We start from the raw sequence: 25,647 nt of genomic DNA on the forward strand, positions 1-25,647 counted from the left end.
CGGTGGGAGCGGCTTCAGCCGCTCCCACACGTTTTCGATCAGACCCTGTCAAATCAATATTGCTGCTGCCCCGGCACCCAGCTGGTCCCTGCCAGCGGCACCCGCGCCATCGCCGCCGCTTCCACGGTCAGCGCCACCAGATCTTCCGGATCGAGGTTGTGCAGGTGCGACTTGCCGCACGCACGGGCCATGGTCTGGGCTTCCAGCACCAGCACCCGCAGGTAGTTGGCCAGGCGACGCCCCGCCTCCACCGGATCCAGACGCTTGGACAGCTCCGGATCCTGGGTGGTGATGCCCGCCGGGTCGCGGCCGTTCTGCCAGTCGTCGTAGTAGCCCGCCGCCGAACCGATCTTCTTCAGCTCTTCATCCAGACGCGGATGGTTGTCGCCCAGCGCCACCAGCGCCGCAGTACCAATAGCCACCGCATCGGCACCCAGGGCCATGGCCTTGGCCACGTCGGCACCGTTGCGGATGCCGCCGGAGACGATCAGTTGCACCTGACGGTGCATGCCCATTTCCTGCAGCGCCTGCACCGCCTGGGGAATGGCCGGCAGGATCGGGATGCCGACGTGTTCGATGAACACTTCCTGGGTCGCCGCGGTACCGCCCTGCATGCCGTCGAGCACGATTACGTCGGCACCGGCCTTCACCGCCAGCTTGACGTCGTAGTACGGGCGGCTGGCGCCGATCTTCACGTAGATCGGTTTTTCCCAGTCGGTGATTTCACGCAGCTCGGCGATCTTGATCGCCAGGTCGTCCGGGCCGGTCCAGTCCGGGTGACGGCAGGCGCTGCGCTGGTCGACGCCGATCGGCAGGGTACGCATGCCGGCGACGCGCTCGGTGACTTTCATGCCCAGCAGCATACCGCCGCCGCCCGGCTTGGCGCCCTGGCCGAGGACGATCTCGATGGCATCGGCCTTGCGCAGGTCATCCGGGTTCATGCCGTAGCGCGACGGCAGGTACTGGTACACCAGGTGCTGCGACTGGCCGCGTTCTTCCGGGGTCATGCCGCCGTCGCCGGTGGTGGTGCTGGTGCCAGCGATGGTTGCGCCGCGGCCCAGGGCTTCCTTGGCGTTGGCCGAGAGCGCGCCGAAGCTCATGCCGGCGATGGTCACCGGGATTTTCAGGTGGATCGGCTTCTTGGCAAAGCGGGTGCCGAGCACCACGTCGGTGCCGCATTTCTCGCGGTAGCCTTCCAGCGGATAGCGCGACACCGAGGCGCCGAGCAACAGCAGGTCGTCGAAGTGCGGCAGCTTGCGCTTGGTGCCGCCGCCACGGATGTCATAGATGCCGGTCTCGGCGGCGCGCTGGATTTCCTGGATGGTCAGGCGGTCGAAGGTGGCCGACTCACGCAGCACGGGGGTGTGTTTTTCGCTCATGGGAATACTCCTCGCCGCAGGTCAGTAGGCGGATGCGTTGTCGACTTTGAAGTTGTACAGCTGGCGCGCCGAACCGTAGCGCTTGAAGGTGGCCGGGTCTTCGTCGAAGCCGGCGCGGTTGAGCAGCTCGGCTACTTCGGCGATGTGCTCGGCGCGCATCTCCTTCTCGATGCAGTCCGACCCCAGCGACTTGACGGTGCCCTTGACGTAGATGCGGGTCTCGTAAAGCGAGTCGCCCAGCGCATCGCCGGCATCGCCGCAGACGACAAGACGACCGGCCTGGGCCATGAAGCAGCTCATGTGGCCGATGCTGCCGCCGACCACGATGTCGACGCCCTTCATGGAAATGCCGCAGCGCGCACCGGCATCACCCTCGATCACCAGCAGACCGCCGTGGGCGGTGGCGCCGGCAGCCTGGGAAGCGCTGCCCTTGACCCGTACCGAGCCGGACATCATGTTTTCCGCAACGCCGACACCGACGTTGCCGTGCACGGTGATGCAGGCTTTCTGGTTCATGCCGGCGCAGTAGTAGCCGGCGTGGCCCTGGATATCGATGCTCACGGCCTGGTTCAGGCCCACCGCCAGGTTGTGCTTGCCGTCCGGGTGGCTCACCAGCCACTCGCGGTCCTGCACGTCACCGTGCAGGGTCTGGTTCAGTTCACGCACCGAGGCGCTGGAAAGGTCGATGGTTTTCATGTGCGGGGCTCCTCAGGCACGTTCCCAGATGTACATAGTGGCGGGTTCGGGCTCCCAGACTTTCGCCTTGTCGATGCCCGGCAGGCTGGCCAGCGCCTGGTATTCGGAGGCCATGGCGACGTAGTCGTCGGTCTCGGCGAGGATCGCCGGCTTGCAGGCGATCGGGTCGCGGATCACGGCAAAACCGTTGCGGGTGCCGATGGCGAAGGTGAAGAAACCGTCGAGGTCTTCCAGGGACTTATCCAGCGCCTCTTTCAGGCTGTCACCCTGGCGCAGGCGCCAGGTCAGGTAGCCGGCGGCCACTTCGGTGTCGTTGTCGGTCTCGAAGGTGATGCCTTCGCGCTTGAGTTCCTGGCGCAGGCGGAAGTGGTTGGACAGCGAACCGTTGTGCACCAGGCACAGGTCGGCACCGGTGGAGAACGGGTGGCTGCCTTCCATGGTCACCGCGCTTTCGGTGGCCATGCGGGTGTGGCCGATGATGTGGCTGCCTTTCATCCCTTTGAGGCCGAAGCGTTCGGAGATTTCTTTCGGCAGGCCCATGCCCTTGAGGATTTCGATGCTCTGGCCGGCACTCATGATGCGCACGTCCGGCGCCAGCTCGGCGAGGGCGGCACGAACCGGCTCCTCGGCGCTGTGGGCCTTGAGCACGGCGGCGCTGGCGTTCTGGAACCAATCCAGCGAGCAGCCGAGGCGTCCTTCCAGTTCACCCATCAGCTGTTTCCAGTCGTAGCCGACGTCGGTGGCCTGGAGGGTCAGCTTGACCCAGCCGTCGGCCACTTCGTCACCGTAGATGGCGAAGCCGGCGCTGTCCGGGCCGCGATCGGTCATGGCTTCGAGCATGGGTTCGAACAGTTTGCCGAGCTGGCCTTCGAGCTCGGGCTTCTTCAGGTAAAGACCAACGATTCCGCACATAAGCGCCTCACTGTGTTCGGCAGCAAGCGTCAAGCTGCTAGCTGCAAGTTGTCCGTGTAGAACGGGATTAAGGTGTGCGCCGCGAACTGCCCTTTCTTGCAGCTTGCAGCTTGAAACTTGCCGCTTCAGAAAAACTCGGTGTAGCGCTGGATCTCCCAGTCGGAGACGTGGCGGCTGTACTCCACCCATTCCATGCGTTTCTGGCGAATGAACTCATCGACGATCTCGGCCCCCAGCACCTCGCGGAACAGCGGGTTGGCGGCCAGGGCGTCGGTGGCTTCCTTGAGCGACTGCGGCAGGGTCTTGATGCCGCGGGCGGCGATTTCTTCAAGGCTCAGGTTGTAGAGGTTCTCGTTGCAGACGAAGTCCGGCTCCAACTGGCGCTCGATACCGTCGAGGCCGGCGGCGATGATCGCGGCGGTCACCAGGTACGGGTTGCAGCCAGCATCCGGCAGGCGGAATTCGAGGCGGCCGTAGGGCACGCGGACCATCGCCGAGCGGTTGTTGGAGCCGAAGGCGACGAAGGCCGGGGCCCAGGTCGAGCCGGACAGCGAGCGGCCGACCACCAGGCGCTTGTACGAGTTGACGGTCGGCGCTGCGAAGGCGCACAGCGCCGGGCCGTGGGCCAACAGACCGGCGGCGAAGTGATAGGCCATTTTCGACAGGCCCATGCCGCTCGGATCGCTCGCGTCGTGGAACAGGTTCTTGTTGGTGGCGCTGGCGATCGACAGGTGGAAGTGCATACCGTTGCCGGCGCGCTTCGGATCGGGCTTGGGCATGAACGAGCAGATCATGCCCATGTCGTTGGCGATCTCGCCGGCGGCCATGCGGAAGAAGGTGAAGCGGTCCGCCGACTCCATGGCGTCGCTGTAGGTGTAGTTGATCTCGAACTGGCCGTTGGCGTCTTCGTGGTCGATCTGATAGATGTCGAAGCCCACCGGTTGCAGCGCTTCGGTCAGGCGCTCGAGGAATTCCCGCGAACGGGACAGGCCCTTGTAGTCGTAGCAAGGCTTGTCGAGGTTGTCGGAGGCGTCCACCAATTGCAGCTTGCCGCTGGCATCGCGGCGGAACAGGCTGAACTCCGGTTCCAGGCCGGTGTTGAGGGTCCAGCCCTTATCGGTCAGGCGCTGCACCTGCTGTTGCAGCACGTAACGGGTGTCGTAGGGCCAGGGCTCCTTGTTCACATGGCCGATGCAGACGATGCGGCCATAGCCCGGCTGCCACGGCACCGGAATCAGGGTGGAGAGATCGCCGCGGGCCATGAAGTCCGGACCGTGGGGTTCCATGCCCATGCCGCAGATGGCGAAACCGGCAAAGCCGGCACCGTCTTCGGCCACCGCCTTGAGCCCGGTGACCGGGACGGATTTGGTCTTCGCGGCGCCATGGATATCGACGAACTGGGCCAGCACGTACTTGATGCCGTGCTGTTCGATGATGCGCTGCGTTTCAACTGGCAACATGGGTCTTCACTCCTGGAAAAGGGCAAGGCGGTCGAATTAAGGCAGGCAGGAATTCCAATCAGGAAATTTAGTTTCTCCACAGGAATGCAACCTCCTTGCCAGCTTTGAAGACACAGGAAGAAATGGCCCCGGCGTTGCACCGGCCTGCTGTTTATATGGGAAACTCTCTTTCATCCGAGGAAAGTCCAGGCGCTCGAACCCGGCGCCGAACTCTTTTTTGCACTTTCTCAGTGCGAAATTAATTTTCCTGAACCGAAAACAAGCAGGATCGACCGACCGTGAACACCGAGACCCCACCACGCCTTCGCCTGGAGCAGTACCTGGGCATGCAGATTCGTCGCGAGCGCCAGGCCCAGGAGCTGAAACTGGCGGACGTGGCGCGCATCGCCGGCATCAGCCAGGGCATGTTGAGCAAGATCGAGAACGCCCAGGTGTCCACCAGCCTGGATATCCTCAGCCGCCTGTGCGACGTGCTGGGCATGCCCATGTCCAAGCTGTTCAGCCAGTACGACCAGCCCGACGGCAGCGCCATCCTGGTCAAGGCCGGCGAAGGCATGGAAGTGGTGCGCCGCGGCACCGAGAAAGGCCACACCTACCAACTGCTCAACCACACCCGCGGGCCGAAGAAGAATTTCGAGGCGTACATGGTGAGCATGGATGACGCCAGCGAAGAGTTTCCCACCTTCGCCCATCCGGGCACCGAGTTCCTGCACCTGCTGGAAGGCGAACTGGTGTATCGCCATGGCAACCAGCTCTACCCCATGCAGGCCGGCGACAGCCTGACCTTTGACGGCGACGTGCCCCATGGGCCGGAGAAGCTGCTGCAGGTGCCGATCAAATTGTTGTCGATCATGAACTATGGGAATGACTGAAGTTCTCTAGTGCTCTTCAGGGCCTCATCGCCGGCAATGCCGGCTCCCACAGGTTTCGCGGCGCTTGCCGAACCTTGTGGCATTGCCAGTGATGAGGCCATCAGCCTCCCCCCAAGATCCCCTGCCCTAAAGTTTCCTCCCAAGATAAAAATTTTCCCCACAGGCTAGACCTGCACCTTCCTTTCGCCTATAAAAGCGCAAAAGGAATATTTTATTCCTGCGAATAAATAATCTTCACCGATAAAACACCGCTTCACCGCTGAAATTTCCGCCTTGCGAGAGCTGCCGCCACTCCACCCGAGGACCCGAAATGCAACACGCCACCAGCCACTACATCCTCAAGATCAGCTGCCCGGCCACGTCCGGCATCGTTGCGGCGGTCACCACGTACCTCGCGGAAAAAGGCTGCTACATCAGCGAGATGTCGCAGTTCGACGATGACACCAGCGGTCGTTTCTTCATGCGCGCGGTGTTCCGCTTCAACGACCACTACGAAGGCGACATCGACGAAGTGGAGCAAGGCTTCGACGCAGTGGCCCGGCGCCTGGACATGGAGTGGAGCCTGCACGGCAGCGCCCAGCCAATGCGCGTACTGCTGATGGTGAGCAAGTACGACCACTGCCTCGCCGACCTGCTGTACCGCCACCACAAGGGCGAGATGGACATGCAGATCACCGCCATCGTCTCCAACCACCTCGACCTGCGGCCCATGGCCGAGCGCGAGGGCATCCGTTTCATCTACCTGCCAGTGACCAAGGACACCAAGTCGCAACAGGAAGCGGCGCTGCTGCACATCGTCGAGGAAACCGGCACCGAACTGGTGGTGCTCGCCCGCTACATGCAGATCCTCTCCGATGACCTGTGCAAACAGCTTGCCGGCCGCGCCATCAACATCCACCACTCGTTCCTGCCCGGCTTCAAGGGCGCCAAGCCCTACCACCAGGCCTATGCCCGTGGCGTGAAACTGATCGGCGCCACCGCCCACTACGTCACGTCCGACCTCGACGAAGGCCCGATCATCGAGCAGGAAGTGCAGCGCGTGGACCACAGCTACCTCTCCGACGACCTGGTAAGCGTCGGCCGCGATACCGAAACCGTGGCCCTGTCCAAGGCGGTGAAATACCACCTGGAGCATCGGGTTTTCCTCAATGGCGACCGTACGGTGATCTTCCGATGAACACACAAGCCTCCATCAAGCTGATCGACGGCAAGGCTGCCGCCGCCCGCGTCATCGCCGAGGTGAAAGCCCAGGTCACGACCATGAAGGACGACGGCATCGCCCCGGCGCTGACCGTGATCCTCGTCGGCGAAGACCCGGCCAGCCAGGTCTATGTCCGCAACAAGGTGCTGCGCGCCGAGGAGTGCGGCATTCGCTCCCTCGAACACAAGCTGCCGGCAGACACCGACGAAGCCACCCTGCTCACGCTGATCGGCGAACTGAATGCCGACGCCAGCATCCACGGCATCCTCGTGCAACTGCCGCTGCCGGGGCATATCGATGAAACCCGTGTGCTCCAGGCCATCGACCCGCTGAAGGATGTCGACGGCTTCCACGCCGAAAACGTCGGCGGCCTGAGCCAGGGCCGCGAGGTGCTCACACCCTGCACCCCGGCCGGCTGCATGCGCCTGCTGGAAGACAGCGTGGGCGACCTCAGCGGCAAGCATGCGGTGGTGATCGGCCGCTCCAATATCGTCGGCAAGCCGATGGCGGCGCTGCTGCTCAAGGCCAACTGCACGGTGACCGTGGTTCACTCGCGCAGTGCCAACCTGAAGGAGCTGTGCCGCCAGGCCGACATCGTCGTCGCCGCCGTCGGCCGGCCGCGGCTGGTGGATGCCGACTGGCTCAAGCCCGGCGCCGTGGTGATCGACGTCGGCATCAACCGTATCAGCGAAGGCGAACGCTCGCGCCTGGTGGGCGACGTCGATTTCGACAGCGCCCTGCCCAAGGTCGCGGCCATCACCCCGGTGCCCGGTGGTGTCGGCCCGATGACCATCGCCTTCCTGATGAAGAACACCCTGACCGCCGCTCGCCTGCAGCAGGAGGCCCCATGCCGTTCAATCTCCTGAAGTACGGCCTGAGCGCCGACTACCCGGTGGAAGTCGATCTTCCACCGCCCACCGAACTCAAGCCGTCCTACGACGTGGTCATCATCGGCGGCGGTGGCCACGGCCTGGCCATCGCCTACTACCTGGCCAAGTACCACGGCGTCACCAACGTCGCGGTCCTGGAAAAATCCTACCTGGGCGGCGGCAACACCGCGCGCAACACCGCCGTGATCCGCTCCAACTACCTCACCAGCGAAGGTGTGAAGTTCTACATCGAGTCGGTGAAGATGTTCCAGAACCTGTCGAACGAGTTCGACTTCAACATCATGTACTCCGAGCGCGGCCAGCTCACCCTCGCCCACACCGACTCGACGGTGCGCGCCTTCCGCCAGCGGGCCGAAGTGAACAAGCACTTCGGCGGCCGCACCGAGATGCTCGACCGCCAGCAGATCCGCGAGCTGGTCCCGACCCTCAACCTCGATCCCGGCCACCTGCCGGTGCTCGCCGGGCTCTGGCACATCGACGGCGCCACCGCACGCCACGACGCCGTGGCCTGGGGCTACGCCAAGCAGGCGGCCAAGCGCGGGGTGGAAATCCACCAGCTCACCGAGGTGCAGGACCTGGTCATCGAACAGGGCCGCATCACGGCCGTGAAGACCAACCGCGGCACGGTGAAATGCGGCTGCGCCGTGCAGGCCATCGCCGGCGCCAGCTCACTGATGCTGCAGAAGGCCGGGATTCGTGCACCGATCCACACCTACCCGCTGCAGGCCATGGTCACCCAGCCGTTCAAGCCGTTCCTCGACCCGCTGGTGAGTTCGTCGGCCCTGCACTGCTACGTGCAACAGACCAGCCGCGGCGAGATCGTCTTCGGCGGCGGCTCCGACCCCTACCCGCTGTACAACACCCGCTCGACCCTGGACCTCAAGGAAAGCCTGCTGGCCCACGCCATCGAGATGTTCCCGTTCATGGCCAACGCCAAACTGATGCGCCAGTGGGCCGGGATCACCGACATGACCCCGGACTACAGCCCGATCATGGGCCTGTCGCCGGTGAAGAACTATTACCTCGACGCCGGCTGGGGCACCTGGGGCTTCAAGTCCACGCCGATCTGCGGCAAGACCATGGCCGAACTGGTGGCCAGCGGCGGCCGCGTGCCGGAGCTGATCAAGCCGTTCGCCCTGGAGCGCTTCAGCACCTTCCAGCAGGTCAACGAAATGGGCGCCACGGCGGCCAGCCACTAAGGGGAATGCCATGAAAATCATGAATTGCCCGCTCAACGGGCCGAGAAACATCAGCGAGTTCACCTACGGCGGCGAGTTCAAGGCCATGCCCGACCCGGCCACCTGCAGCGACGCCGAGTGGGCCGACTACGTGTTCAACAGCGACAACCTCGCAGGCGTCGTTCGCGAATGGTGGATGCACAACGCCTCCAGCTACTGGTTCCTGGCCGAGCGCCACACCGTCACCGACCAGATCATTCGCACCTTCGACGCGAAGGAAGTCTTCACCCAGCGGGTCGAGTTCGCCCCGCGCCTCGAGGAGATCGCCGGATGAACCGCCTTCCTGCTCCCATGGGCCTGCTGATCGACCGCCAGCAGCCCCTGCGCTTCAGTTTCGACGGCACCGACTACCAGGGCTTCGCCGGCGACAGCATCGCCAGCGCCCTGCTCGCCAACGGCCGCTGGCTGCTCTCGCGCTCGTTCAAGTACCACCGTCCGCGTGGTCCGCTGACCATGGCCGGACAAGACGCCAACACCCTGGTGCAACTGCCGGACGAGCCCAACGTGCTGGCCGATGCCCAGGCCGTCAGTGCCGGCATGACCGTCACCGGGCAGAACTTCAACGGCTCGCTGGAGCACGACAAGGACGCCTACCTCGGCAAGTTCTCGCGCTTCATGCCGGTGGGCTTCTACTACCGCTCGTTCTACAAGCCCAAGGGCATGTGGAAAGTGTGGGAACCGCTGATCCGCAAGAAAGCCGGCCTCGGCGTGCTGGACCTGAATTTCAAGCCGCAGTACTACGACAAGGCCTACCTCTTCGTTGACGTGGCGATCATCGGCGCCGGTCCCGCCGGCCTCAGCGCCGCCCTCACCGCCGCCAATGCCGGCGCGCGGGTACTGCTGATCGAACAGCAGGCGCTGCTCGGCGGCTCGCTGACCTACGCCCGCTTCGATGCCGAAGGCCAGCGCGCCGAAACCCTGCGCCGCGAACTGGTGGGCGCCGTGCAAGGCCACGCCAATATCCAGGTGCTGACCCAGGCGACCTGCAACGCCTGGTTCACCGACAACTACCTGCCGGTGATCCAGGGCAAGCGCATGTACAAGGTGCGGGCGAAGCAGTGCATCGTCGCCGCCGGCTCCTTCGACCAGCCGGTGGTGTTCCGCAACAACGACCTGCCGGGCGTGATGCTGGCCAGCGCCGCACAGCGGCTGATGAAGCTGTACGCGGTCAAGCCAGGCAATTGCGCGGTGATGCTCACCGGCAACGACGACGGTTATCTCGCCGCCCTCGATCTGGCCGAACAGGGTGTGAAAGTCGCAGCGCTGGTGGACATGCGCCAGCAGCCCGCCGATGTCGCGCTGAAAGCGGCCCTGGAGAAACAGGGCACCCCGGTTCACCTCGGCAGCACCGTGTACGAAGCGCTGCACGAGAAAGGCATGCGCCATGTCAGCGGCGCCGAGATCCGCCGCATCACCGCCCAGGGCCAGGTGGCCGAACAGGGCCTGAGCCTGGACTGCGACCTGCTGTGCATGTCCGCCGGCTACATGCCGGTCTATCAACTGCTCTGCCAGGCCGGCGGCAAGTTGGCCTACGACGAGCAACGCGCCGAATTCGCCATCAGCGGCCTGCCCGACGGCCTGACCGTTGCAGGCTCGGTGAATGGCCGCCACCAACTGGACAACGTGCTGCTCGACGGCACCCGCGTCGCCGCCACGGCAGTGCGCGCCCTGGGCCTGGAGCCGGGCGTGGGCGAGTCGCCCTTCGCCGGCGAAGCGCGGGTCAACTTCGACTGGCCGATCTTCGCCCACCCCAAGGGCAAGGATTTCGTCGACTTCGACGAAGACCTGCAAGTGCGCGATATCGTCAACGCCACCCGCAGCGGCTACCGCGACGTGCAACTGGTCAAGCGCTTCTCCACCGTCGGCATGGGCCCGTCCCAGGGCCGTCATTCGGCGCTGCCCACCGCACGCCTGGTAGCCCAGGCCACCAGGCGCAGCATCAGCGAAACCGGGGTGACCACCGCCCGGCCACCGTTCGAGGCGGAGAAACTCGCCCACGTCGCCGGCCGTGCCTTCGACCCTTACCGCCAGACCGCCATGCACAGCCGCCATGTCGCCGCCGGCGCCAAGCTGATGCCCGCCGGTATCTGGCAGCGCCCGGCCTACTACGGCAAGCCCGGCGAGCGTGAGCGCTGCATGCAGGAAGAAGTGCGCCATGTGCGCGAGCAGGTCGGCCTGATCGACGTCTCCACCCTCGGCGGCCTCGACGTGCGCGGACCAGACGCCGCCGAACTGCTGGAGCGCATGTACACCATGCCGTTCAAGAAGCAGCCGGTGGGCCGCACCCGCTACGGTCTGATGACCAACGAACATGGCGTGGTGATCGACGACGGCGTCATCGCCCGCCTGGCCGACAATCATTTCTATGTCACCGCCACCACCAGCGGCGTCGATCGCATCTACCAGCAGATGCTCAAGTGGAACGCCCAGTGGCGCCTGGACGTGGACATCGCCAACGTCACCGCCGCCCTGGCGGCGGTCAACGTCGCCGGCCCGTTGTCGCGCAAGGTGATGGAAAAGATCTGCGCCGATGTCGATCTGTCCGCCGAAGGTTTCCCGTACCTGGCGGTGCGTACCGGCAGCGTGGCGGGGATACCGGCGCGGCTGATGCGGGTCGGTTTCGTCGGTGAACTGGGCTACGAGATCCACGTCCCGGCGCGCCATGGCGGCAAGCTGTGGGACCTGCTGATGGAATCCGGCGCCGAGTTCGGCATCCGTCCATTCGGCGTGGAAAGCCAGCGTCTGCTGCGCCTGGAAAAAGGCCACGTGATCATCAGCCAGGACACCGACGGCATGACCCACCCCGGCGAGATCGACATGCAGTGGGCGATCGGCCGCAAGAAACCGTTCTTCGTCGGCAAGCGCTCCATCGAGATCCTCGAACGCCAGCCGCTCAAGCGCAAACTGGTGGGCTTCAGCCTGCCCAAGGGCAGCACCCAGCCGCTGGAAGGCCACCTGGTGCTCAGCGGTCCGGACATCAGCGGCAACGTGACGTCCTGCGAGTACTCGGCCACCCTCGGCCAGATCATCGGCCTGGCCTACGCCGGTGCCGACCAGGCCGAGCCCGGCATGCGCATCCCGATTCGCGTCGAGGGCGGCGAAGTGGTCCAGGCCACCGTGGTGAAACTGCCGTTCTTCGATCCCGACAACCAGCGCCAGGAGCTCTGAGCCATGACCAGCCTCAACCCGATCGAGCGCTGCGCGCTCATTGACCTCACCGATCTGCCACGGGTGGGTTTCCGTGGCGTGGACGCCGCCGGCTGGCTGCAGGCGCGGGGCTACTCGCTGCCGGATGCGCCCAACCGTGCAGTGGTGTGCGAGGACGGCACCCTGGTGGCGCGGCTGTCGCAGACCGAGTACTTCCTGCTGGGCAGCCTGGCCGATCGTGGCCAGCGCCTCGCCGCTGAAGAAGCCGGCTGGCAGTTGAACGAACAGCGCAACTACCTGCTGCCGCGCCAGGACAGCCATGCCTGGGTGCAACTGTCCGGCAAGCACATCGCCGAGGTGATGGCCAAGCTGTGCGGCGTCGACCTGCGCAGCGACGCCTTCCCCGTGGGCAGCGTGGCGCAGACCTCGGTGGCGCGGCTCAATGCCATCGTCGTCAATGCCGGGACGGCCGAACTGCCGCGCTTCCACCTCCTGATGGACCGGGCGTCGCTGGAGTACTTCCAGGCGGCGATGCTGGATGCCATGGGTGAGTTTGGCGGGTTGCCGGTGAGCCTGGAAACCTTGCTCGCCTGAACCGGCCCTGTCGCTGGCAAGCCATCTCCCACAAGGGCCTGAACCTGTGGGAGCTGGCTTGCCAGCGATGAGGCCCTGACCAACGACACAGGACCTCCAGCATGACCGCCCTCGAATCCCTCGACTACCGCGTCCCCGCCCTCCAGCGCGGCCTGACCATCCTCGGCATGTTCAACACCCGCCAGCGCACCCTGAGCATGCAGGACATGGCCGAGCGCCTGGAGGTCAGCCCGTCCGCCGTCTACCGCATCGTGCAGACGCTGGTGGACATGGGCTACCTGCACAAGGCCGGGCGCAACGACTTCGAACTGGGCAGCCGGGTGATCTCCGACGGCTTCGCCTACCTCGCCAGCCGCGACATCGTCGAAGTCGCCATGCCTTGCCTCAACGCCCTGCGCGACCGCACCTCGCTGTCCTGCCACCTGAGCATCCGCGAGCAGACCGACAGCCTCTACATCTACCGCGCCTTCGCACCACAGCGGCTGACGGTGAACATCCCCATCGGCACCCGCCTGCCCTGCCACGGCACCGCGCTGGGCCGGGTGCTGCTGAGCGGGCTGGGCGAAACGGAGTTGAGCCAGCTCTACCAGCACGTACGCCTCGACGACTACCCGCCCCCGGCACCGCGCACCCTGCCGGAGCTGCAACACCTGATCGGCGAAGACCGCGAACGCGGCTGGGTGCTGCACCGCTCCGACTACTCCACCGCCATCGCCACCGGCATCCGCGACCACAGCGGCGCCATCACCGCAGCCATCAACCTGTCCGGACCGGACGCGGTGATGAACACCCCCGTGGCGCAGGAGGCATTTCTGCAGGCGCTGCTGGCAACCAGCAAGGAGATCTCGGCGGCGCTGGGCTTTCGCGACTGACCGGCACGGCGCGCGACACAGGGCATCCCGGCAATAACCGCTTGCACCGCTGCAATATTGTTTTGCTTACGAGGTACGACATCCGGCTGCTAGCCTAGGGTCTGTTCCCGTTTCATCACGACCGCGCCGGTACCCGTTTTGCCGCGAGGCAAGGCAGGAGGTGCGCAGTTTGGTCATTCCAAATAAGCGCCGAGTAACGCAGCCTCGCGGCAAAACGGGCACCGGCCCTTCGGGTTGCGTGCCAAATCTCGCCAGGCTGCGTTGGAGGACTTGAAAAGGGAACAACCCTTTCCTGCGTCCTCCGCCTGACCTGGCGAGATTTGGCCCAGCAACGCGGTTCGTGATGAAACGGGAACAGACCCTAGCCCGCACATGGACCATGACCGGCAGGTATCGCCACCTCGCAGCCTCGTGCGTGCAACCGTATAAAAAATACAACGGGACTCCAGATGACCAATAACAACCACACCCTCGCCAAGGGTGACGAACTTCGTCGTGTGCTCGGGCTGCCCGCCCTGGTGTTCTTCGGGCTGGTGTACATGGTGCCGCTGACCATCTTCACCACCTACGGCATCGTGACCGAAACCACCGGTGGTCGTACTGCCGGCGCCTATCTGGTGACCCTCGCGGCGATGCTGTTCACCGCCGCGTCCTACGGCATCATGGTTCGACGCTTCCCGGTTGCAGGCTCCGCCTACTCCTACACCAACATCGCCTTCGGTCCCAATGTCGGCTTCCTCGCCGGCTGGTCGCTGCTGCTGGATTACCTGTTCATCCCGATGATCAACTACCTGTTGATCGGGCTGTTCCTCAACATCGCCTTCCCTGCCATTCCGGCCTGGGTCTTCGTCCTCGGGTCGATCGCCCTGGTGACCGTGCTCAACGTCATGGGCATTCGCTCGGTGGCCAAGGCCAGCAACCTGATCGTCGGCGCCCAGATCATTTTCATCGTGGTGTTCGTCGCGCTGTCCTGCTCCAGCCTGGGCAATGGCCCGGTCGACTACCTCGCACCGCTGCGCGGCGACGGCACCCAGCCCGGCTTCGATCCCCTGATGGCCGGCGCCGCCATCCTGTGCCTGTCGTTCCTCGGTTTCGATGCCGTGTCTACGCTGGCCGAAGAAACCCGTGATGCCCGCCGCACCGTACCGCGCGCGATCATGCTGACCACCCTGGCGGCCGGCGTGCTGTTCACCCTGCTGGCCTACCTGAGCCAACTGGCGGTGCCCGGCAGCCATTTCGAAAACACCGACGCCGCCGCCAACGAAGTGATGCTGAAGATTGGCGGGCAGTTCCTCGCCAACTTCTTCACCGCCGCCTACGTTGCCGGCAGCCTGGGTTCGGCGCTGGCTTCCCAGGCCGCGGTATCGCGGATCATCTACAGCATGGGCCGTGACAGGCTGCTGCCCGAGCGCTTCTTCGGCACCCTGTCGCCGCGCTTCGGCACCCCGGTCAACGCCACCCTGCTGGTGTCGCTGATCTCGCTGGTAGCGCTGGTCATCGACCTCGGCACCCTCGCCTCGCTGATCAGCTTCGGCGCGCTGGTGGCCTTCTCGGCGGTGAACATGGCGGTGCTGCGCACCCACCTGTTCGGCAGGATCGAAGGCAAAAGCCTGCTGCTCCACGGCCTGGTGCCGCTGGTGGGCCTGGCGCTGACCCTGTGGCTGTGGACCAGCCTGTCGGCCCTGACCCTGAGCATCGGCCTGACGTGGTTCGTGGTCGGGCTGGTGTATCTGCTGGTGCTGACGGGCGGGTTCCGGCGCAACGTCAAGGTGGCGGATTTCTCGGAAGCGGGTTGATGCATCACCAAACCTGAGCGCTCTCCAAAACCTCCGCATCTGCGAGAAAAGCCTTAGCCCTAGTGGAAAGTGAAGAACAAGTAGGCAGAATTCCCTGAACTGAAGATTTTCTTCGGTCAGTGAAGAAAAACCTGCCTACTGCGGGCAAACACAAGGAAAGGCTGATGCGCCATGCAGGATACGCCCTGTTTCAGGATCGTCCGAAAGTTACGGCAGTGCCTGCTCGTCGAAATCTTTGTCATTGCCCTTAAGGAACGTCATTGCTGTCCGGGATTGTAAGCAGTTTTCAGCCTGCTCCTGGCACAGTGATTGAGTCTCATGATCTCCCCAGAACTGCACCACTCCCTCCCTTCGAAATACCCCTAACGGCAAAGGATTCGTTGCGTAAGGATTGTGGTATATCCGCAGCCCATCGGTGATTTTCTCTGGGCCTTCGCTGGCTCGAATCACTGCCCGCTTCATGCCCTCAGGGGTCAACCAGACCGAACTGATGAATGCATCTGGGTTTCCGCACATGGCGTCTACCTTCCCCCAGGTCGCCAAGTGGCTGAATACCACCGCGCTGATGTGGCGGAATCGGGGATTTTGGAACAAGCCGAGCTCAATCTCTGACCCGTTGTCTTTCTCCACGCTGCCCAAGGATTTCGTTATGGGGCCATTTGGAAAGCGTTCCGGGTTCGCACGGTATTCGGCTTCGTCCACATAGAGGTCGAACAACAAAGCCTCGATAGGCCGATACGCTTGCAGGTGGAATCCGGGCTGCTCAAACGGCGCAATGGCAAGGACAAACGGACGCCCCTTCACGTGGTCGTGATTCGCGTATTTCTCAAGGTACTTCTTAGACTTGCTCATGAATGCATTGGAAAGGCGGATAATCGCGATACGGTTGAGTTCATTGAGCTCTATGTTCTCGAAAAACTCTGCCGTCAGGGGCTCCCCCCATTCCGGCGTTCCATCGGTTGCGTGGTTTGCCGTAGTGGCCTCTATCGTAAACGTCGTGTCTGCTGCGGTGACCAAAAAATCAGGCGCGGCATGCTTCCAGTCAAACGAGAAACCGTACTCTCTGAGAACCGCGTAAAGATAGATCTCCCAGAAGCTCGAGTTGAAGGTAGTCTGAAATTCCTTCACGAACTTTTTATCCCTGTCAGGAAAACCATCCATCCAGCGCAGGATCTCATCGCGCTGGTAATGCCGACCAACTCGTCCATCAGAAATCGTCTTGAAGTGCTGATGAAGCTTGTCTTGATCGAAAAGAGGCGTGAGTAAGTCCATTTTTTAGCCTGCCAGTCACGAGGGATGATGGGATCAGTTGTTCGGTCGAAGCTTACTCATCCAGAACCTCTCCTGGGAAGTGAGGCCTTTTAGGACTTCGAGGTAGTCTAGGTGTGACAGATCCTTGAGTAACCCTGACTGAGCTGCGAGTCATGACTTGCGGACGAAGTGCTTCAGCCGCTCCCGCGATTCCAGCACCTGCTCACGAATTTCCTCAGGATCGATAGCCATGCCACCCTCCGGCGTCACCCTGAGCGTCTTCAGGCTATTCACCGCCTCGATGAACTCACGCTCACGCTGTTTTCCCCACTCAGGGCGGCGGTCGGGGTTGATGTTGTTCCAGATTCGTGAAAGCCGCTTGAGTATCATTCCCATGCTTTTCTTTGCCGATTTTCCACGATCCTAAGTCAGCTCCTGATCAGTTATCACTCCCTGCCGCTCAGCCACCCATCCGGGCTCACGGCTCGGCTATACCGGACATGATGGCAAAATGGTATGTTTCGTAACACAAAGTGGAATCAGGCACAGGGAATGTGGAATCAAGAACAGGTAGATCAGGTTAGCGTCCCGCCGCCTTCGTCGGACGAGACCATGCCTACACCTGCATGCGCCTCAATGAGCCCCCAACTTCCTGAGCAGGAATTCACCATAGCCTCAGTGAGGCTTCTCGCTCTTAGTATCATCGACTCAACAATTAGCCACGATAGGCAACACTGGTGCGCAGAAAATCTAGGTTTGAAGGCTAAATATGGCAAATGATCGGGTAAAGTATAGCCCTGAAGAGCATAGTATCTTGTATGGAGAGACAGGAGGTGCCTGCCCTCTTTGTACACAACCAATCCTCATAAAGAAAGTCGGTTCCAAGACCTCTAAAGGATATGAACTTGCACACATTTACCCTCTCAATCCAACAGCCGCTCAAACACTAGCTTTAACTGGCTTTGTGTCGCCAGCAGACATCAATGGCCTTGAGAACTTGATATGCCTTTGCCCCAGCTGCCACACGAAATTCGATAAAGACTTCAAAATCGATGAGTACAAGCATATACGGGCTATCAAGGATGGTTTCATTAGAGACGCAGCTGCAAGAAAGGCAATTTCCGAGCATACTCTAAAAGAAGAAGTAAAAGAAATACTTGAAATAATCACCAGCTTGCAAATCAATGTCACAGACACGTTAGCCCTTGAACTCGAGCTTGATGCCAAGAAGCTGAGCGACAAATTGAAAACAGGCGCCAGTAACTTTCTTAAGCGAAATATTCGCAACGATGTGGTTGACTATTTCGTTGCCATCCGCGAAGAAATGCGCCTGCTAGAGATGCGAGACCAATCTACCGTAAAGATCTTGCAAAATCAGGTCAACAGTTACTACTGGGAGATGCGTAAATTAAACCCAGACAACAAAGACCTCGTATTCAAATACATCACCGAGTGGATGAGCACTAGAACTGGCAAGTCAATCGATGCCTCAAGAGTTTTGACGTCATTCTTCGTGCAAAATTGTGAGGTATTCGATGTTAGTCCCTAGCAAATTTACAAAGCTCGAAGAGTCGACGATTTTTAAAATGCTTGCGATACTCGCTGACAAAACGCCAGGGGAGACCGTGACCCAAGTTTTATCAAGGACAAAAGACGACTTCTTGGATGCATCCGAATTTCTCGCTGCAATGGACATTCTATATTTTCTCGGATACTTGGACGTCCAAGATGGATCTGGAGTGATTGAATATGCTTAAACAGATAAAGTGCGACCTATTCAATCAGAGCACTATTGATTTCCACGCCGGGCTAAACGTTATCCTCGGAGATGACGAAGCTAAGAACTCAATTGGCAAATCATCAGCCCTCCTTGTAATCGACTTTGCAATGGGCGGCGACAGCCTGTTAGATGATGACGCTGGAGCTATCGAGTTCCTTGGCCACCACTCATACGAAATCACATTTGAATTTGGTGGCGTGCCCCTTTTCGTCACAAGGTCTACGAAGCAAGCAGACGTTGTTGACATCTGTGACTCCAATCATGTCAAGCTAGATGAAATAACAGTCGAGACCTATAGGAATAAGCTCAAGAGCCTCTACGACCTGTCGGAACTAGAGAGTTCATTCCGATCCATCGTTGGGCCTTTTGCTCGAATATGGAACAAGGGGGAAGCGGATCCAGATCACCCACTGGCGGGTAATCCAAAAGAAAAACTCGGCGCCGGGGTAGCCAGGCTAGTCGATCTATTCGAACGCACTGGTGATGTTTCTGTAGAGCGGGCAGTACTTCAGGCATTACAAGATAAAAGAAACTTAATGAATAAGTCGATGACTGCGGAAATTATTCCACGGATCACGACAACCAAGTACAAAGCCAACAAAAAACTGATTGAAACCAATGCACAAGCCATCAGTGACATTAAGGATAACTTCGCAGGAGCCATCACAGCATACGAAGCCCTGTTCGACGATAAGTTGAGAGCTATACAGCAGGCAAAAAATGAGATGGTGAGCAAGAGAAATCTGGTTTCAGGAAGAAGAGAAAAGCTCCAAAGAGACATCTCCGGAATAACACCTCGTCTCGCGGCGAATATAGCCCTCGTTGCTGAATTTTTCCCAGACGCCAATCTTGAGCGCCTTGAGATGGTAGAGCAATTTCACGCCAAAATAGGAAAGCTCGTAAGCAAGGAACTCAAAACTGAGCTTGAGTTACTAATTGCAAACGAAACTGAGATCACAACAGCGATTACCGAACTTGACCAGCAGATAAAGCTAACACTCAAGGCCAAAGGTACTCCCACAGACCTATTTGCGAAAGTCTTTGAACTCAAAGAAGTCACCGACAAAGCTAAAGAGGAAAATAAGTTCTTCGAACAGAAGGCCTCTATTGAGAGCAGTGAAACGGCCACTAAAACTCGTCTAGAAGCCATCTATGGTAAAATCTTCCTTGAGATTGAGACTGCAATAAATCAAAAGCTTGAGAAATTTAACAAACTGGTTTACGGCCCTGAACGCAAGCCATCACGGCTTCACCTTAAAAAGGCTAACTCTTATAGCTTCACTTCGCGCATGGATACTGGAACAGGTAAATCGTATGCTGGCCTGGTTGGATTTGACCTTTCAATACTTTCGCTAACGCGCCTACCGTTCGTAATCCATGATTCGATGATCTACAAGAATATTGAAATTGCCGCCACGGAGCACATTATTCGCATCCTGGCCTCCTTCAAAAATAAGCAAATTTTCCTGGCTTTTGATGAGGCCAAGAAATTCAATAGCACAACTCAGAACACCCTGAGAGCCAAGATGGTGTTGCAACTACACCGCGACAAGCTCCTCTATACCCAGGACTGGAGGGCGAAAGAGAAGCGGACATAAGGTGTCTGTCGGGTATGTGTCGTGTCCCGCCGCCTTGGGCGCCTACATGCTCGAGCCACCACAGCAGCCACAGGGCAGGATACACGAGATGGGCATTTTCGACGCAACCGACACGCGCCTCCTTAGCAAAGCCGAACTGGGCAAGGTAATCAAGTATCTCCGAGAACTCCGCCAATGGTCTCAAGAAACCCTGGCGGAGCTTGCCCACACCACACCGCGCACGATCCAGCGGGTGGAAGCCGGCTCGGGAGCGAGCGTCAACACCCTGCGCTCTCTCGCAAGGGCGTTTGAGTATCAGGACATCGACATATTCAATAAGCCGATGCCGATCCCTACAGATGAACAACTCCGGGCCGCTCGCGAACAGTTTGAAAAAAATTACGTCATGAGCAAAGCCCTGCAACCTGACTCAGGAAGGTGCTTGGCCAAACTTGCAACTGAGACGATTGGCGACTACATCGAGCCTGCATTTGAGCTATCGCGAGATCAGGCGGTTGCCTTTGCCGAGCTCACCGACTACCTACGTAAGCGATCCATGAACCCCACCTACCGAGAAGAGGAAGTCTCAGTTACCGTGGCATCTCCGGCGAGCAGTTCCATGGCAGTAACGCTTCATAGTCCGCCACAGACTGCGCGTGGGGCAGTCGCTCCAGTACGTGGCGCAGCCACGTATAAGGCTCTTGGCCGTTGATCTTTGCAGTCTCGACCAAGCTGTAAATCTGGGCACTGGCCGTAGCGCCCTTGGGCGTGTCGCTGAACAGCCAGGCCTTGCGACCGATGACAAACGGCTTGATCGAGCGTTCAGCCAGATTGTTGTCGATTGGCAGATAACCAGCCTCGACGTAACGCACCAACCGGCTCCAGTTGTTCGCCAGATAATTCACGGCCTTGCCCAGCACGCTTTGTGGCGTCACTTGGGATTGGGCCTTGTCCAACCAACTTTTCAACTGGGTCAGGACTGGCAGGCTTTGCGCTTGTCGCGCGGCAAAACGCTGCTCGTCACTGGCGTTTTTCAGTTCGCGTTCGATGCCATACAGCTTGTTGATCATCGTCAGTGCGACATCGGCCCGTCCGGTTTTGCCTTTAGGCTGCACTTTCTGCGCTTCGACAAACTTGCGCCGGGCATGCGCCATGCACGCCAACCGTTCTACGCCAGACTGCAGCGCCAACGCGTTATAGCCAGCGTAATCGTCCGTCATGACATACCCGCGGTAAGTTTCCAGCAGACGCAACGGCACTTCCTGCGCCCGGCTGGAGCTGTAGTCGAACAGCACGACTTTTCGGTCAGGCGGCCCGCTGACTTGCACCCACATCCAGGATTGGCTGGTCGGGTCTCGATCTGGCTCTTTCAGTACCTGGACACGGGTTTCATCGCAATGGATGACCGGACTTTCCAGCAATCGCTCACGCATCAGATTCAGCAGCGGCTGGACATGTTCGCTGCATTGGATAATCCAGCGCGCCAGTGTCTGCCGTGGAATGTCGATCCCGTGCCGGCCCAGGACACTTTCAAAACGGTGCAGCGGCAAGCCATCGACATACTTGGTGGTCAGCAACATCGCCAACACGCTCGGGCTGGCCATGCTCTTCTCGATCAGTTGAGCCGGTTTGTCTGCCGTGACCGGGGCAACTTCACAACCCCGGCAGCCGTAGACCTTACGGACATGTTTGAGCACGCGGATCTGCATCGGCACGATATCCAGTTGCTCACTGATTTCCTCGCCGATCTCATGCTTGCGGCAACCGCAGGCACAGGTCAGTTCGTGTTCAGGCAGTTCGTGGATGACTTCGATACGCGGCAGATCAGCCGAGAGTGGCTTGCGTTTTCCCCGGCGTGGCGCTGGCGTGACGACTTCTTCATCCGGCGTTTCCACCGTCAACAGAGGTTCGCTTTCTGCCTCGTTGAACATCGCCAGTTGCGGCGTGTTGGGATCGATGGCCTGCTCGGACTTGCGGCCGAAAAGGCGATCACGCAGCAACTTGATCTGTTCTTTCAGATCAACGATGTGAGTGGCGTAGGCTTCTTTGACTTCCTGCTCACGCGAGCGTGCTGCGTAAGCCTCAAGGAGCATTTGCTTGAGCAGGACAGGGTCATCGGGAAGGTCATCGGGCATGGAATCCATGCCGAGGATTATACCGATTCAGGCCACGAAACGAGGGGTCAAAACCTGATGTGGGCGGTTGCGCCAAAGGTCGAAGCCGTCGAGTAGCCAGTTCAGTTCCTGAACAGTCAGGACAATGGCTTCGTCAGTGGCGTCAGGCGAGGTCTTGAAGCGTTCGGACTCCAGGCGCTTGAGCCAGAGACAGAAACCGTTGCGCTCCCAATAGAGGATCTTCACGCGATTGCGCGGCTTGTTGAGGAACACGAAAAGTACCGGGTCGAACACGGCCACCTTGATATCCAGTTCGACCAGAGCGGCGAGGCCATCGATGGATTTTCGGAAGTCGACAGGCTTGGGGTAGAGATAGACTTTTTCGACTTTGGCGTCGGGGCGCATCATCGTCGGCAGGCTCCAGAAAGAAATCGGGAGCACAGCATCGGGGATCAGGTAAGCGCTTTGAATGTGGGGTTCATGGAGCGCTTACCTACCTACGGGATTATCGTGACGTCGCTGATGACTGCTCAAGTACATCCCGCCTGCTGGTCTTCGATGAGCTTCAAGAGATGCTCGACCGACTGGGTGAACAGGGCGTCACACTACGTTATGCAACCACGCCTGTAGTGCAGAGGGTCACCTCAGATCCGCCGCAGGAAGCGCAGCCCATTGGAAAAGTGCTCTACCTGCTGGCGTTCAAGGAGGGTGAGGCGCCGGAAGAGTTGGCACTTCCCCGGAGGATGGGCATTGGGTAATGCGCCGTAGCCCCCAGACAGTTCGCTTACTGGGGGCTACAGCCTCATCATTCAGGTCTTCCTTGGCTTAGCTCTGGCAGTCGCCTCAGCGACCAATGGATCTTCGGGCCAATAGTGCTTGGGGTATCTGCCCTTTAAGTCCTTCTTCACCTCCGCATAGGTACTGCGCCAGAAGTTCGCCAGGTCCTGGGTCACCTGTACTGGCCGTCGTGCTGGTGACAGCAGGTGCAGCAGGACTTTCTGCCGCCCTTGCGCAATACGTGGCGTATCCGCCAGGCCGAACAGTTCCTGCATGCGCACCGCCAGTACCGGCGGGTGCTCGCTGTAGTCGACGCGGATGTTCGATCCGGACGGCACGCTGATATGCACCGGCGCCTGTTCGTCCAGGCGCTGCGGCAGCGGCCAGGGCAGCAGGTTGCGCAGGATCGATGACAGGTCGAGGTTGGCGAAGTGGCTGAGGCGGGTGACCTTGCCCAGGTAGGGTTGCAACCAGTCCGCGAGGGTCGCCAGCAGCGCGTCGTCGCCAAGGTCCGGCCATTCGCTGTCGCCGCCGGCGGCCAGGTCGAGCTGGCGCAGCAAGGCGACCCGCGCCTGCCACTGACGCAGTTCCGGGGTCCACGGCAGCAGGGCCAGGCCCTTGCGTCGCACCAGCTCGAGCAAGGCGCGGGCTCGGGCGTCGTCGTCCAGGCCGGTGAGCGGTTCACGGCTGAGGATCAGCTCGCCAACCTTGCGCTGGCGCTCGGCGCGCAGGACGTTTTCCTTCTCGTCCCACTCCAGTTGCTCGACCACGCTGACCTGCTCGGCCAGTACCTCGTCGAACAGTGCGGGGTCGAGTTCGGCAGCCAGGTAGATGCGCTCTTCGCGCTGCCCCTGGCGGCTGCCGAGGTCGGCGACCACCAGCCACGGCTCTTTCATCAGCGCATCGACCTCGCCGAACTGCGCGGCACGACCGTTGGCCAGCCGATACTCGGCGCCCCCGGCGCGGCGCTGCTGGGCAACCCGGTCGGGGTAGGCCAGCGCCAGCAATGCGCCGAGCCAACGTGGGTGCTCCGGGTCGCTGACAGCAGCGCCGGGTTTGTCCCGCAGAAAACCCCGGTATTGCCGCGACAGTTGCCGCGCCCGCTGCACGCCACCCTGGCCGCCGCGATTGGCCCGGGTTTCACCGCTGAGCAGGCTCAGCCGACTGTGCAGGTCGGCACCTGCCCCGCGCAGGATGTCGCGCTCGCCCAGCAATGCGGCGACATCACAGGCTATCGCCGTCAGCCCGAGGTCGTGACCGCGCAGCAGCAAGTGGGCGATGCGCGGGTGCGCCGGCAGCTCGGCCATGGCCTGGCCATGGGCGGTGAGGCGGTCGCCGCTCAGTGCCCCAAGGCGCTGCAGCAGATCCTGCGCCTGGCTGTAGGCGGCAGCGGGCGGCAGGTCAAGCCAGCGCAACTGGCCCGGTGTCACGCCCCAGCGATTCAGTTGCAGGGCCAGCCCGGACAGGTCGGCCTGGATGATTTCGGCGGTGCCGTAGGCGGCCAGTTGTTCATGCTGGGCCTCGGACCAGAGCCGGTAACACACCCCGGGCTCCAGTCGTCCGGCCCGGCCGGCACGCTGGGTGGCGCTGGCGCGGGAAATGCGCTGGGTGTCGAGGCGGGTCATGCCGCTGCCCGGATCGAAGCGCGGCACCCGCGCCAGCCCGGCGTCCACCACCACCCGCACACCGTCGATGGTCAGGCTGGTCTCGGCGATGTTGGTCGCCAGCACCACCTTGCGCGTGCCCGCCGGCGCCGGCTCGATGGCAGCGCGCTGAGCGGACAGGTCGAGTTCGCCATGCAGCGGGCAGAGCAGAATGTCGGGGCGGTCGCCGACGGCGTCCCGCAACGACTGGTGCACCCGGCGAATCTCCGCCTGGCCCGGCAGGAACACCAGCAGGCTGCCTCTCTGTTCGTCCAGCGCCTGTAACACCGTGTCCACCACCCGCGGCTCGATGTACTCGCCAGGCTGGAAAGGCCGGCCCCAGCGCATCTGCACCGGGAACATGCGGCCCTCGCTGCTGATCACCGGCGCGTCGTCGAGCAAGGCCGACAGGCGCTCGCCTTCGAGGGTCGCCGACATCAGCAGGATTTTCAGCGGCGGCTCGTCGCGCAGCAGCTCGCGGCCATTGAGACTGAGGGCCAAGGCGAGGTCGGCGTCGAGGCTGCGCTCGTGGTATTCGTCGAAGATCAACAGACCGACACCCTCCAGCGCCGGATCATCCTGCAGGCGGCGGGTGAGGATGCCTTCGGTGACCACTTCGATGCGGGTGCGCGGGCCAACCTTGCTGTCCAGGCGGATGCGGTAGCCGACAGTTTCGCCGACCTTTTCACCCAGCTCGCTGGCCAGCCGCTCGGCGGCGGCGCGGGCGGCAAGGCGGCGTGGTTCGAGCATGAGGATGGTCTGCCCGGCCAGCCACGGCTCGTTCAACAGCGCCAGTGGCACACGGGTGGTCTTGCCGGCGCCGGGCGGTGCTTCGAGCACGGCTTCGTGGCGCTGCGCCAAGGCTTCACGCAGCGATGGCAGAACGGCATCAATCGGTAAGGAAATCATGGTAGCCCTCAAACAGTGGGGCGAGTATAACGGCGAACCCGGCCTGCTCTCGCATGGTCTTAACTCATGAAGCCGGCCTTTTGCCGGTATTGTTGCGGCTTTCATTGCGGAGACTCTCAATGCGTATTTCTTCCCGTGTCACTGGTGGCCTGCTGGTCGCGACCCTGCTGACCCAGCTCACGGCCTGCGGCACCCTTTTCTACCCTGATCGCCGTGGCCAGATCGAAGGCAAGGTCGACCCGGTGATCGTCGCCCTCGATGCCGTCGGCATCCTGTTCTATGTCATCCCCGGCCTGATCGCCTTCGGCATCGACTTCGCCACCGGTGCCATCTACCTGCCGGGCGGCAGCACCGCGCAGGTTTCCCCGGAGAAACTCAACGAAGCCATCGGCGCCGACGGCAAGGTCGACAACACCCGCCTGCAGGTGATCCTGGAAAGCGAGCTGGGCCAGCGTCTGCCGCTGAACGACCCGCGCCTGATCCAGCACAAGGGCAGCACCGAGCAACTGGCGGCCTACGGCCTGGTGCCTGCCGCCTGA

The 25,647-nt window shown here is 61.4% G+C and carries 23 protein-coding genes and 1 pseudogene; 15 read left to right on the forward strand and 9 right to left on the reverse strand.

Annotation, left to right across the window (positions count from 1 at the left end):
- Positions 1-53 precede the first annotated feature (53 nt).
- From AC05QJ_RS28065 to glnT, 4 genes are all read right to left on the reverse strand, one after another.
- Positions 54-1,379 (reverse strand): FMN-binding glutamate synthase family protein, encoded by a 1,326-nt coding sequence (locus tag AC05QJ_RS28065; RefSeq protein WP_476744461.1) that lies wholly within the window; start codon positions 1,377-1,379, stop codon positions 54-56.
- A gap of 21 nt (positions 1,380-1,400) precedes the next feature.
- Entirely contained in the window at positions 1,401-2,075 is a 675-nt protein-coding gene (locus tag AC05QJ_RS28070; protein ID WP_476744462.1) for a protein glxC, read from the reverse strand.
- A gap of 12 nt (positions 2,076-2,087) precedes the next feature.
- A complete protein-coding gene (locus tag AC05QJ_RS28075) occupies positions 2,088-2,987 on the reverse strand; it encodes a class II glutamine amidotransferase (RefSeq protein ID WP_476744463.1) in 900 nt (299 codons plus the stop codon).
- Between the two features lie 125 nt (positions 2,988-3,112).
- Positions 3,113-4,447 carry a type III glutamate--ammonia ligase gene (gene glnT / locus AC05QJ_RS28080; protein ID WP_476744464.1) on the reverse strand — a complete coding sequence of 445 codons (1,335 nt, stop codon included), beginning with the start codon at positions 4,445-4,447 and terminating at the stop codon, positions 3,113-3,115.
- A gap of 278 nt (positions 4,448-4,725) precedes the next feature.
- On the opposite strand from glnT, the gene AC05QJ_RS28085 reads away from it, so the two are divergent.
- From AC05QJ_RS28085 to AC05QJ_RS28125, 9 genes are all read left to right on the forward strand, one after another.
- Positions 4,726-5,319 (forward strand): cupin domain-containing protein, encoded by a 594-nt coding sequence (locus tag AC05QJ_RS28085; RefSeq protein WP_476744465.1) that lies wholly within the window; start codon positions 4,726-4,728, stop codon positions 5,317-5,319.
- A 310-nt stretch (positions 5,320-5,629) separates the two neighbouring features.
- A complete protein-coding gene (gene purU, locus AC05QJ_RS28090; protein ID WP_476744466.1) occupies positions 5,630-6,496 on the forward strand; it encodes a formyltetrahydrofolate deformylase in 867 nt (288 codons plus the stop codon).
- Positions 6,493-7,386, forward strand: coding sequence for a bifunctional methylenetetrahydrofolate dehydrogenase/methenyltetrahydrofolate cyclohydrolase FolD (gene folD / locus AC05QJ_RS28095; protein ID WP_476744467.1), 894 nt, complete (start codon positions 6,493-6,495; stop codon positions 7,384-7,386). Before purU ends, folD begins: the two co-directional genes overlap by 4 nt.
- Positions 7,368-8,609 (forward strand): FAD-dependent oxidoreductase, encoded by a 1,242-nt coding sequence (locus AC05QJ_RS28100; RefSeq protein ID WP_476744468.1) that lies wholly within the window; start codon positions 7,368-7,370, stop codon positions 8,607-8,609. The genes folD and AC05QJ_RS28100 overlap by 19 nt, the downstream gene beginning before the upstream one ends.
- Positions 8,610-8,619: 10 nt before the next feature.
- On the forward strand, positions 8,620-8,922 hold the full coding sequence (locus tag AC05QJ_RS28105; protein ID WP_476744469.1) for a sarcosine oxidase subunit delta: 303 nt from the start codon (positions 8,620-8,622) through the stop codon (positions 8,920-8,922).
- Entirely contained in the window at positions 8,919-11,816 is a 2,898-nt protein-coding gene (locus tag AC05QJ_RS28110; protein ID WP_476744470.1) for a 2Fe-2S iron-sulfur cluster-binding protein, read from the forward strand. The genes AC05QJ_RS28105 and AC05QJ_RS28110 overlap by 4 nt, the downstream gene beginning before the upstream one ends.
- A 3-nt stretch (positions 11,817-11,819) precedes the next feature.
- A complete protein-coding gene (locus AC05QJ_RS28115; RefSeq protein ID WP_476744471.1) occupies positions 11,820-12,389 on the forward strand; it encodes a sarcosine oxidase subunit gamma in 570 nt (189 codons plus the stop codon).
- A 101-nt stretch (positions 12,390-12,490) separates the two neighbouring features.
- Positions 12,491-13,261, forward strand: a complete 771-nt coding sequence (locus tag AC05QJ_RS28120) for an IclR family transcriptional regulator (protein WP_476744472.1) — start codon at positions 12,491-12,493, stop codon at positions 13,259-13,261.
- Positions 13,262-13,710: 449 nt separating this feature from the next.
- Positions 13,711-15,057, forward strand: coding sequence for an APC family permease (locus tag AC05QJ_RS28125; RefSeq protein ID WP_476744473.1), 1,347 nt, complete (start codon positions 13,711-13,713; stop codon positions 15,055-15,057).
- A gap of 207 nt (positions 15,058-15,264) precedes the next feature.
- Here the strand turns inward: AC05QJ_RS28125 and AC05QJ_RS28130 are convergent, their stop codons facing one another.
- Both AC05QJ_RS28130 and AC05QJ_RS28135 read right to left on the reverse strand, forming a co-directional pair.
- On the reverse strand, positions 15,265-16,329 hold the full coding sequence (locus tag AC05QJ_RS28130; protein ID WP_476744474.1) for a hypothetical protein: 1,065 nt from the start codon (positions 16,327-16,329) through the stop codon (positions 15,265-15,267).
- Between the two features lie 150 nt (positions 16,330-16,479).
- Positions 16,480-16,704, reverse strand: coding sequence for a hypothetical protein (locus tag AC05QJ_RS28135; RefSeq protein WP_476744475.1), 225 nt, complete (start codon positions 16,702-16,704; stop codon positions 16,480-16,482).
- A 373-nt stretch (positions 16,705-17,077) separates the two neighbouring features.
- Here AC05QJ_RS28135 and AC05QJ_RS28140 point away from each other — a divergent pair, with 373 nt between their 5' ends.
- The 4 genes and pseudogenes from AC05QJ_RS28140 to AC05QJ_RS28155 form a co-directional block, all read left to right on the forward strand.
- Positions 17,078-17,857, forward strand: coding sequence for an ABC-three component system protein (locus AC05QJ_RS28140; RefSeq protein WP_476744476.1), 780 nt, complete (start codon positions 17,078-17,080; stop codon positions 17,855-17,857).
- Positions 17,858-17,894: 37 nt separating this feature from the next.
- A complete protein-coding gene (locus AC05QJ_RS28145; protein ID WP_476744477.1) occupies positions 17,895-18,065 on the forward strand; it encodes an ABC-three component system middle component 7 in 171 nt (56 codons plus the stop codon).
- The gene (locus AC05QJ_RS28150; protein ID WP_476744478.1) at positions 18,058-19,686 is read left to right on the forward strand and encodes a DUF2326 domain-containing protein; all 1,629 of its coding nucleotides are present in this window, start codon (positions 18,058-18,060) and stop codon (positions 19,684-19,686) included. Before AC05QJ_RS28145 ends, AC05QJ_RS28150 begins: the two co-directional genes overlap by 8 nt.
- A gap of 88 nt (positions 19,687-19,774) precedes the next feature.
- Positions 19,775-19,918, forward strand: a pseudogene (locus tag AC05QJ_RS28155) (helix-turn-helix domain-containing protein); the annotation flags it as partial.
- A 337-nt stretch (positions 19,919-20,255) separates the two neighbouring features.
- Here AC05QJ_RS28155 and tnpC read toward each other — a convergent pair.
- Together tnpC and tnpB are read right to left on the reverse strand one after the other, a co-directional pair.
- Positions 20,256-21,809 carry an IS66 family transposase gene (gene tnpC, locus AC05QJ_RS28160; RefSeq protein WP_476743066.1) on the reverse strand — a complete coding sequence of 518 codons (1,554 nt, stop codon included), beginning with the start codon at positions 21,807-21,809 and terminating at the stop codon, positions 20,256-20,258.
- Between the two features lie 18 nt (positions 21,810-21,827).
- Positions 21,828-22,187 (reverse strand): IS66 family insertion sequence element accessory protein TnpB, encoded by a 360-nt coding sequence (gene tnpB, locus AC05QJ_RS28165; RefSeq protein ID WP_004883347.1) that lies wholly within the window; start codon positions 22,185-22,187, stop codon positions 21,828-21,830.
- Positions 22,188-22,351: 164 nt separating this feature from the next.
- Here tnpB and AC05QJ_RS28170 point away from each other — a divergent pair, with 164 nt between their 5' ends.
- Positions 22,352-22,537, forward strand: a complete 186-nt coding sequence (locus tag AC05QJ_RS28170) for a hypothetical protein (RefSeq protein WP_476744479.1) — start codon at positions 22,352-22,354, stop codon at positions 22,535-22,537.
- 51 nt (positions 22,538-22,588) lie between these two features.
- Here the strand turns inward: AC05QJ_RS28170 and hrpB are convergent, their stop codons facing one another.
- Positions 22,589-25,108: an ATP-dependent helicase HrpB gene (hrpB, locus tag AC05QJ_RS28175; protein WP_476744480.1), complete on the reverse strand. Its 2,520-nt coding sequence runs from the start codon at positions 25,106-25,108 to the stop codon at positions 22,589-22,591.
- A gap of 119 nt (positions 25,109-25,227) precedes the next feature.
- Here hrpB and AC05QJ_RS28180 point away from each other — a divergent pair, with 119 nt between their 5' ends.
- A complete protein-coding gene (locus tag AC05QJ_RS28180; RefSeq protein ID WP_476744481.1) occupies positions 25,228-25,647 on the forward strand; it encodes a polyribonucleotide nucleotidyltransferase in 420 nt (139 codons plus the stop codon).

Source organism: Pseudomonas sp. TUM25319 (assembly GCF_056388475.1).

What these genes read in the sequence shown, in the direction of transcription:
- glnT (WP_476744464.1), bottom strand. Translation starts at nt 4,447, where the DNA reads ATGTTGCCAGTTGAAACGCAGCGCATCATCGAACAGCACGGCATCAAG.
- folD (WP_476744467.1), top strand. Translation starts at nt 6,493, where the DNA reads ATGAACACACAAGCCTCCATCAAGCTGATCGACGGCAAGGCTGCCGCC.
- AC05QJ_RS28150 (WP_476744478.1), top strand. Translation starts at nt 18,058, where the DNA reads ATGCTTAAACAGATAAAGTGCGACCTATTCAATCAGAGCACTATTGAT.
- AC05QJ_RS28130 (WP_476744474.1), bottom strand. Translation starts at nt 16,329, where the DNA reads ATGGACTTACTCACGCCTCTTTTCGATCAAGACAAGCTTCATCAGCAC.
- AC05QJ_RS28135 (WP_476744475.1), bottom strand. Translation starts at nt 16,704, where the DNA reads ATGGGAATGATACTCAAGCGGCTTTCACGAATCTGGAACAACATCAAC.
- AC05QJ_RS28125 (WP_476744473.1), top strand. Translation starts at nt 13,711, where the DNA reads ATGACCAATAACAACCACACCCTCGCCAAGGGTGACGAACTTCGTCGT.
- AC05QJ_RS28105 (WP_476744469.1), top strand. Translation starts at nt 8,620, where the DNA reads ATGAAAATCATGAATTGCCCGCTCAACGGGCCGAGAAACATCAGCGAG.
- AC05QJ_RS28075 (WP_476744463.1), bottom strand. Translation starts at nt 2,987, where the DNA reads ATGTGCGGAATCGTTGGTCTTTACCTGAAGAAGCCCGAGCTCGAAGGC.
- AC05QJ_RS28110 (WP_476744470.1), top strand. Translation starts at nt 8,919, where the DNA reads ATGAACCGCCTTCCTGCTCCCATGGGCCTGCTGATCGACCGCCAGCAG.
- AC05QJ_RS28140 (WP_476744476.1), top strand. Translation starts at nt 17,078, where the DNA reads ATGGCAAATGATCGGGTAAAGTATAGCCCTGAAGAGCATAGTATCTTG.
- tnpC (WP_476743066.1), bottom strand. Translation starts at nt 21,809, where the DNA reads ATGGATTCCATGCCCGATGACCTTCCCGATGACCCTGTCCTGCTCAAG.
- AC05QJ_RS28070 (WP_476744462.1), bottom strand. Translation starts at nt 2,075, where the DNA reads ATGAAAACCATCGACCTTTCCAGCGCCTCGGTGCGTGAACTGAACCAG.
- AC05QJ_RS28180 (WP_476744481.1), top strand. Translation starts at nt 25,228, where the DNA reads ATGCGTATTTCTTCCCGTGTCACTGGTGGCCTGCTGGTCGCGACCCTG.
- AC05QJ_RS28145 (WP_476744477.1), top strand. Translation starts at nt 17,895, where the DNA reads ATGCTTGCGATACTCGCTGACAAAACGCCAGGGGAGACCGTGACCCAA.
- tnpB (WP_004883347.1), bottom strand. Translation starts at nt 22,187, where the DNA reads ATGATGCGCCCCGACGCCAAAGTCGAAAAAGTCTATCTCTACCCCAAG.
- AC05QJ_RS28170 (WP_476744479.1), top strand. Translation starts at nt 22,352, where the DNA reads ATGCTCGACCGACTGGGTGAACAGGGCGTCACACTACGTTATGCAACC.
- hrpB (WP_476744480.1), bottom strand. Translation starts at nt 25,108, where the DNA reads ATGATTTCCTTACCGATTGATGCCGTTCTGCCATCGCTGCGTGAAGCC.
- AC05QJ_RS28120 (WP_476744472.1), top strand. Translation starts at nt 12,491, where the DNA reads ATGACCGCCCTCGAATCCCTCGACTACCGCGTCCCCGCCCTCCAGCGC.
- AC05QJ_RS28100 (WP_476744468.1), top strand. Translation starts at nt 7,368, where the DNA reads ATGCCGTTCAATCTCCTGAAGTACGGCCTGAGCGCCGACTACCCGGTG.
- AC05QJ_RS28065 (WP_476744461.1), bottom strand. Translation starts at nt 1,379, where the DNA reads ATGAGCGAAAAACACACCCCCGTGCTGCGTGAGTCGGCCACCTTCGAC.
- purU (WP_476744466.1), top strand. Translation starts at nt 5,630, where the DNA reads ATGCAACACGCCACCAGCCACTACATCCTCAAGATCAGCTGCCCGGCC.
- AC05QJ_RS28115 (WP_476744471.1), top strand. Translation starts at nt 11,820, where the DNA reads ATGACCAGCCTCAACCCGATCGAGCGCTGCGCGCTCATTGACCTCACC.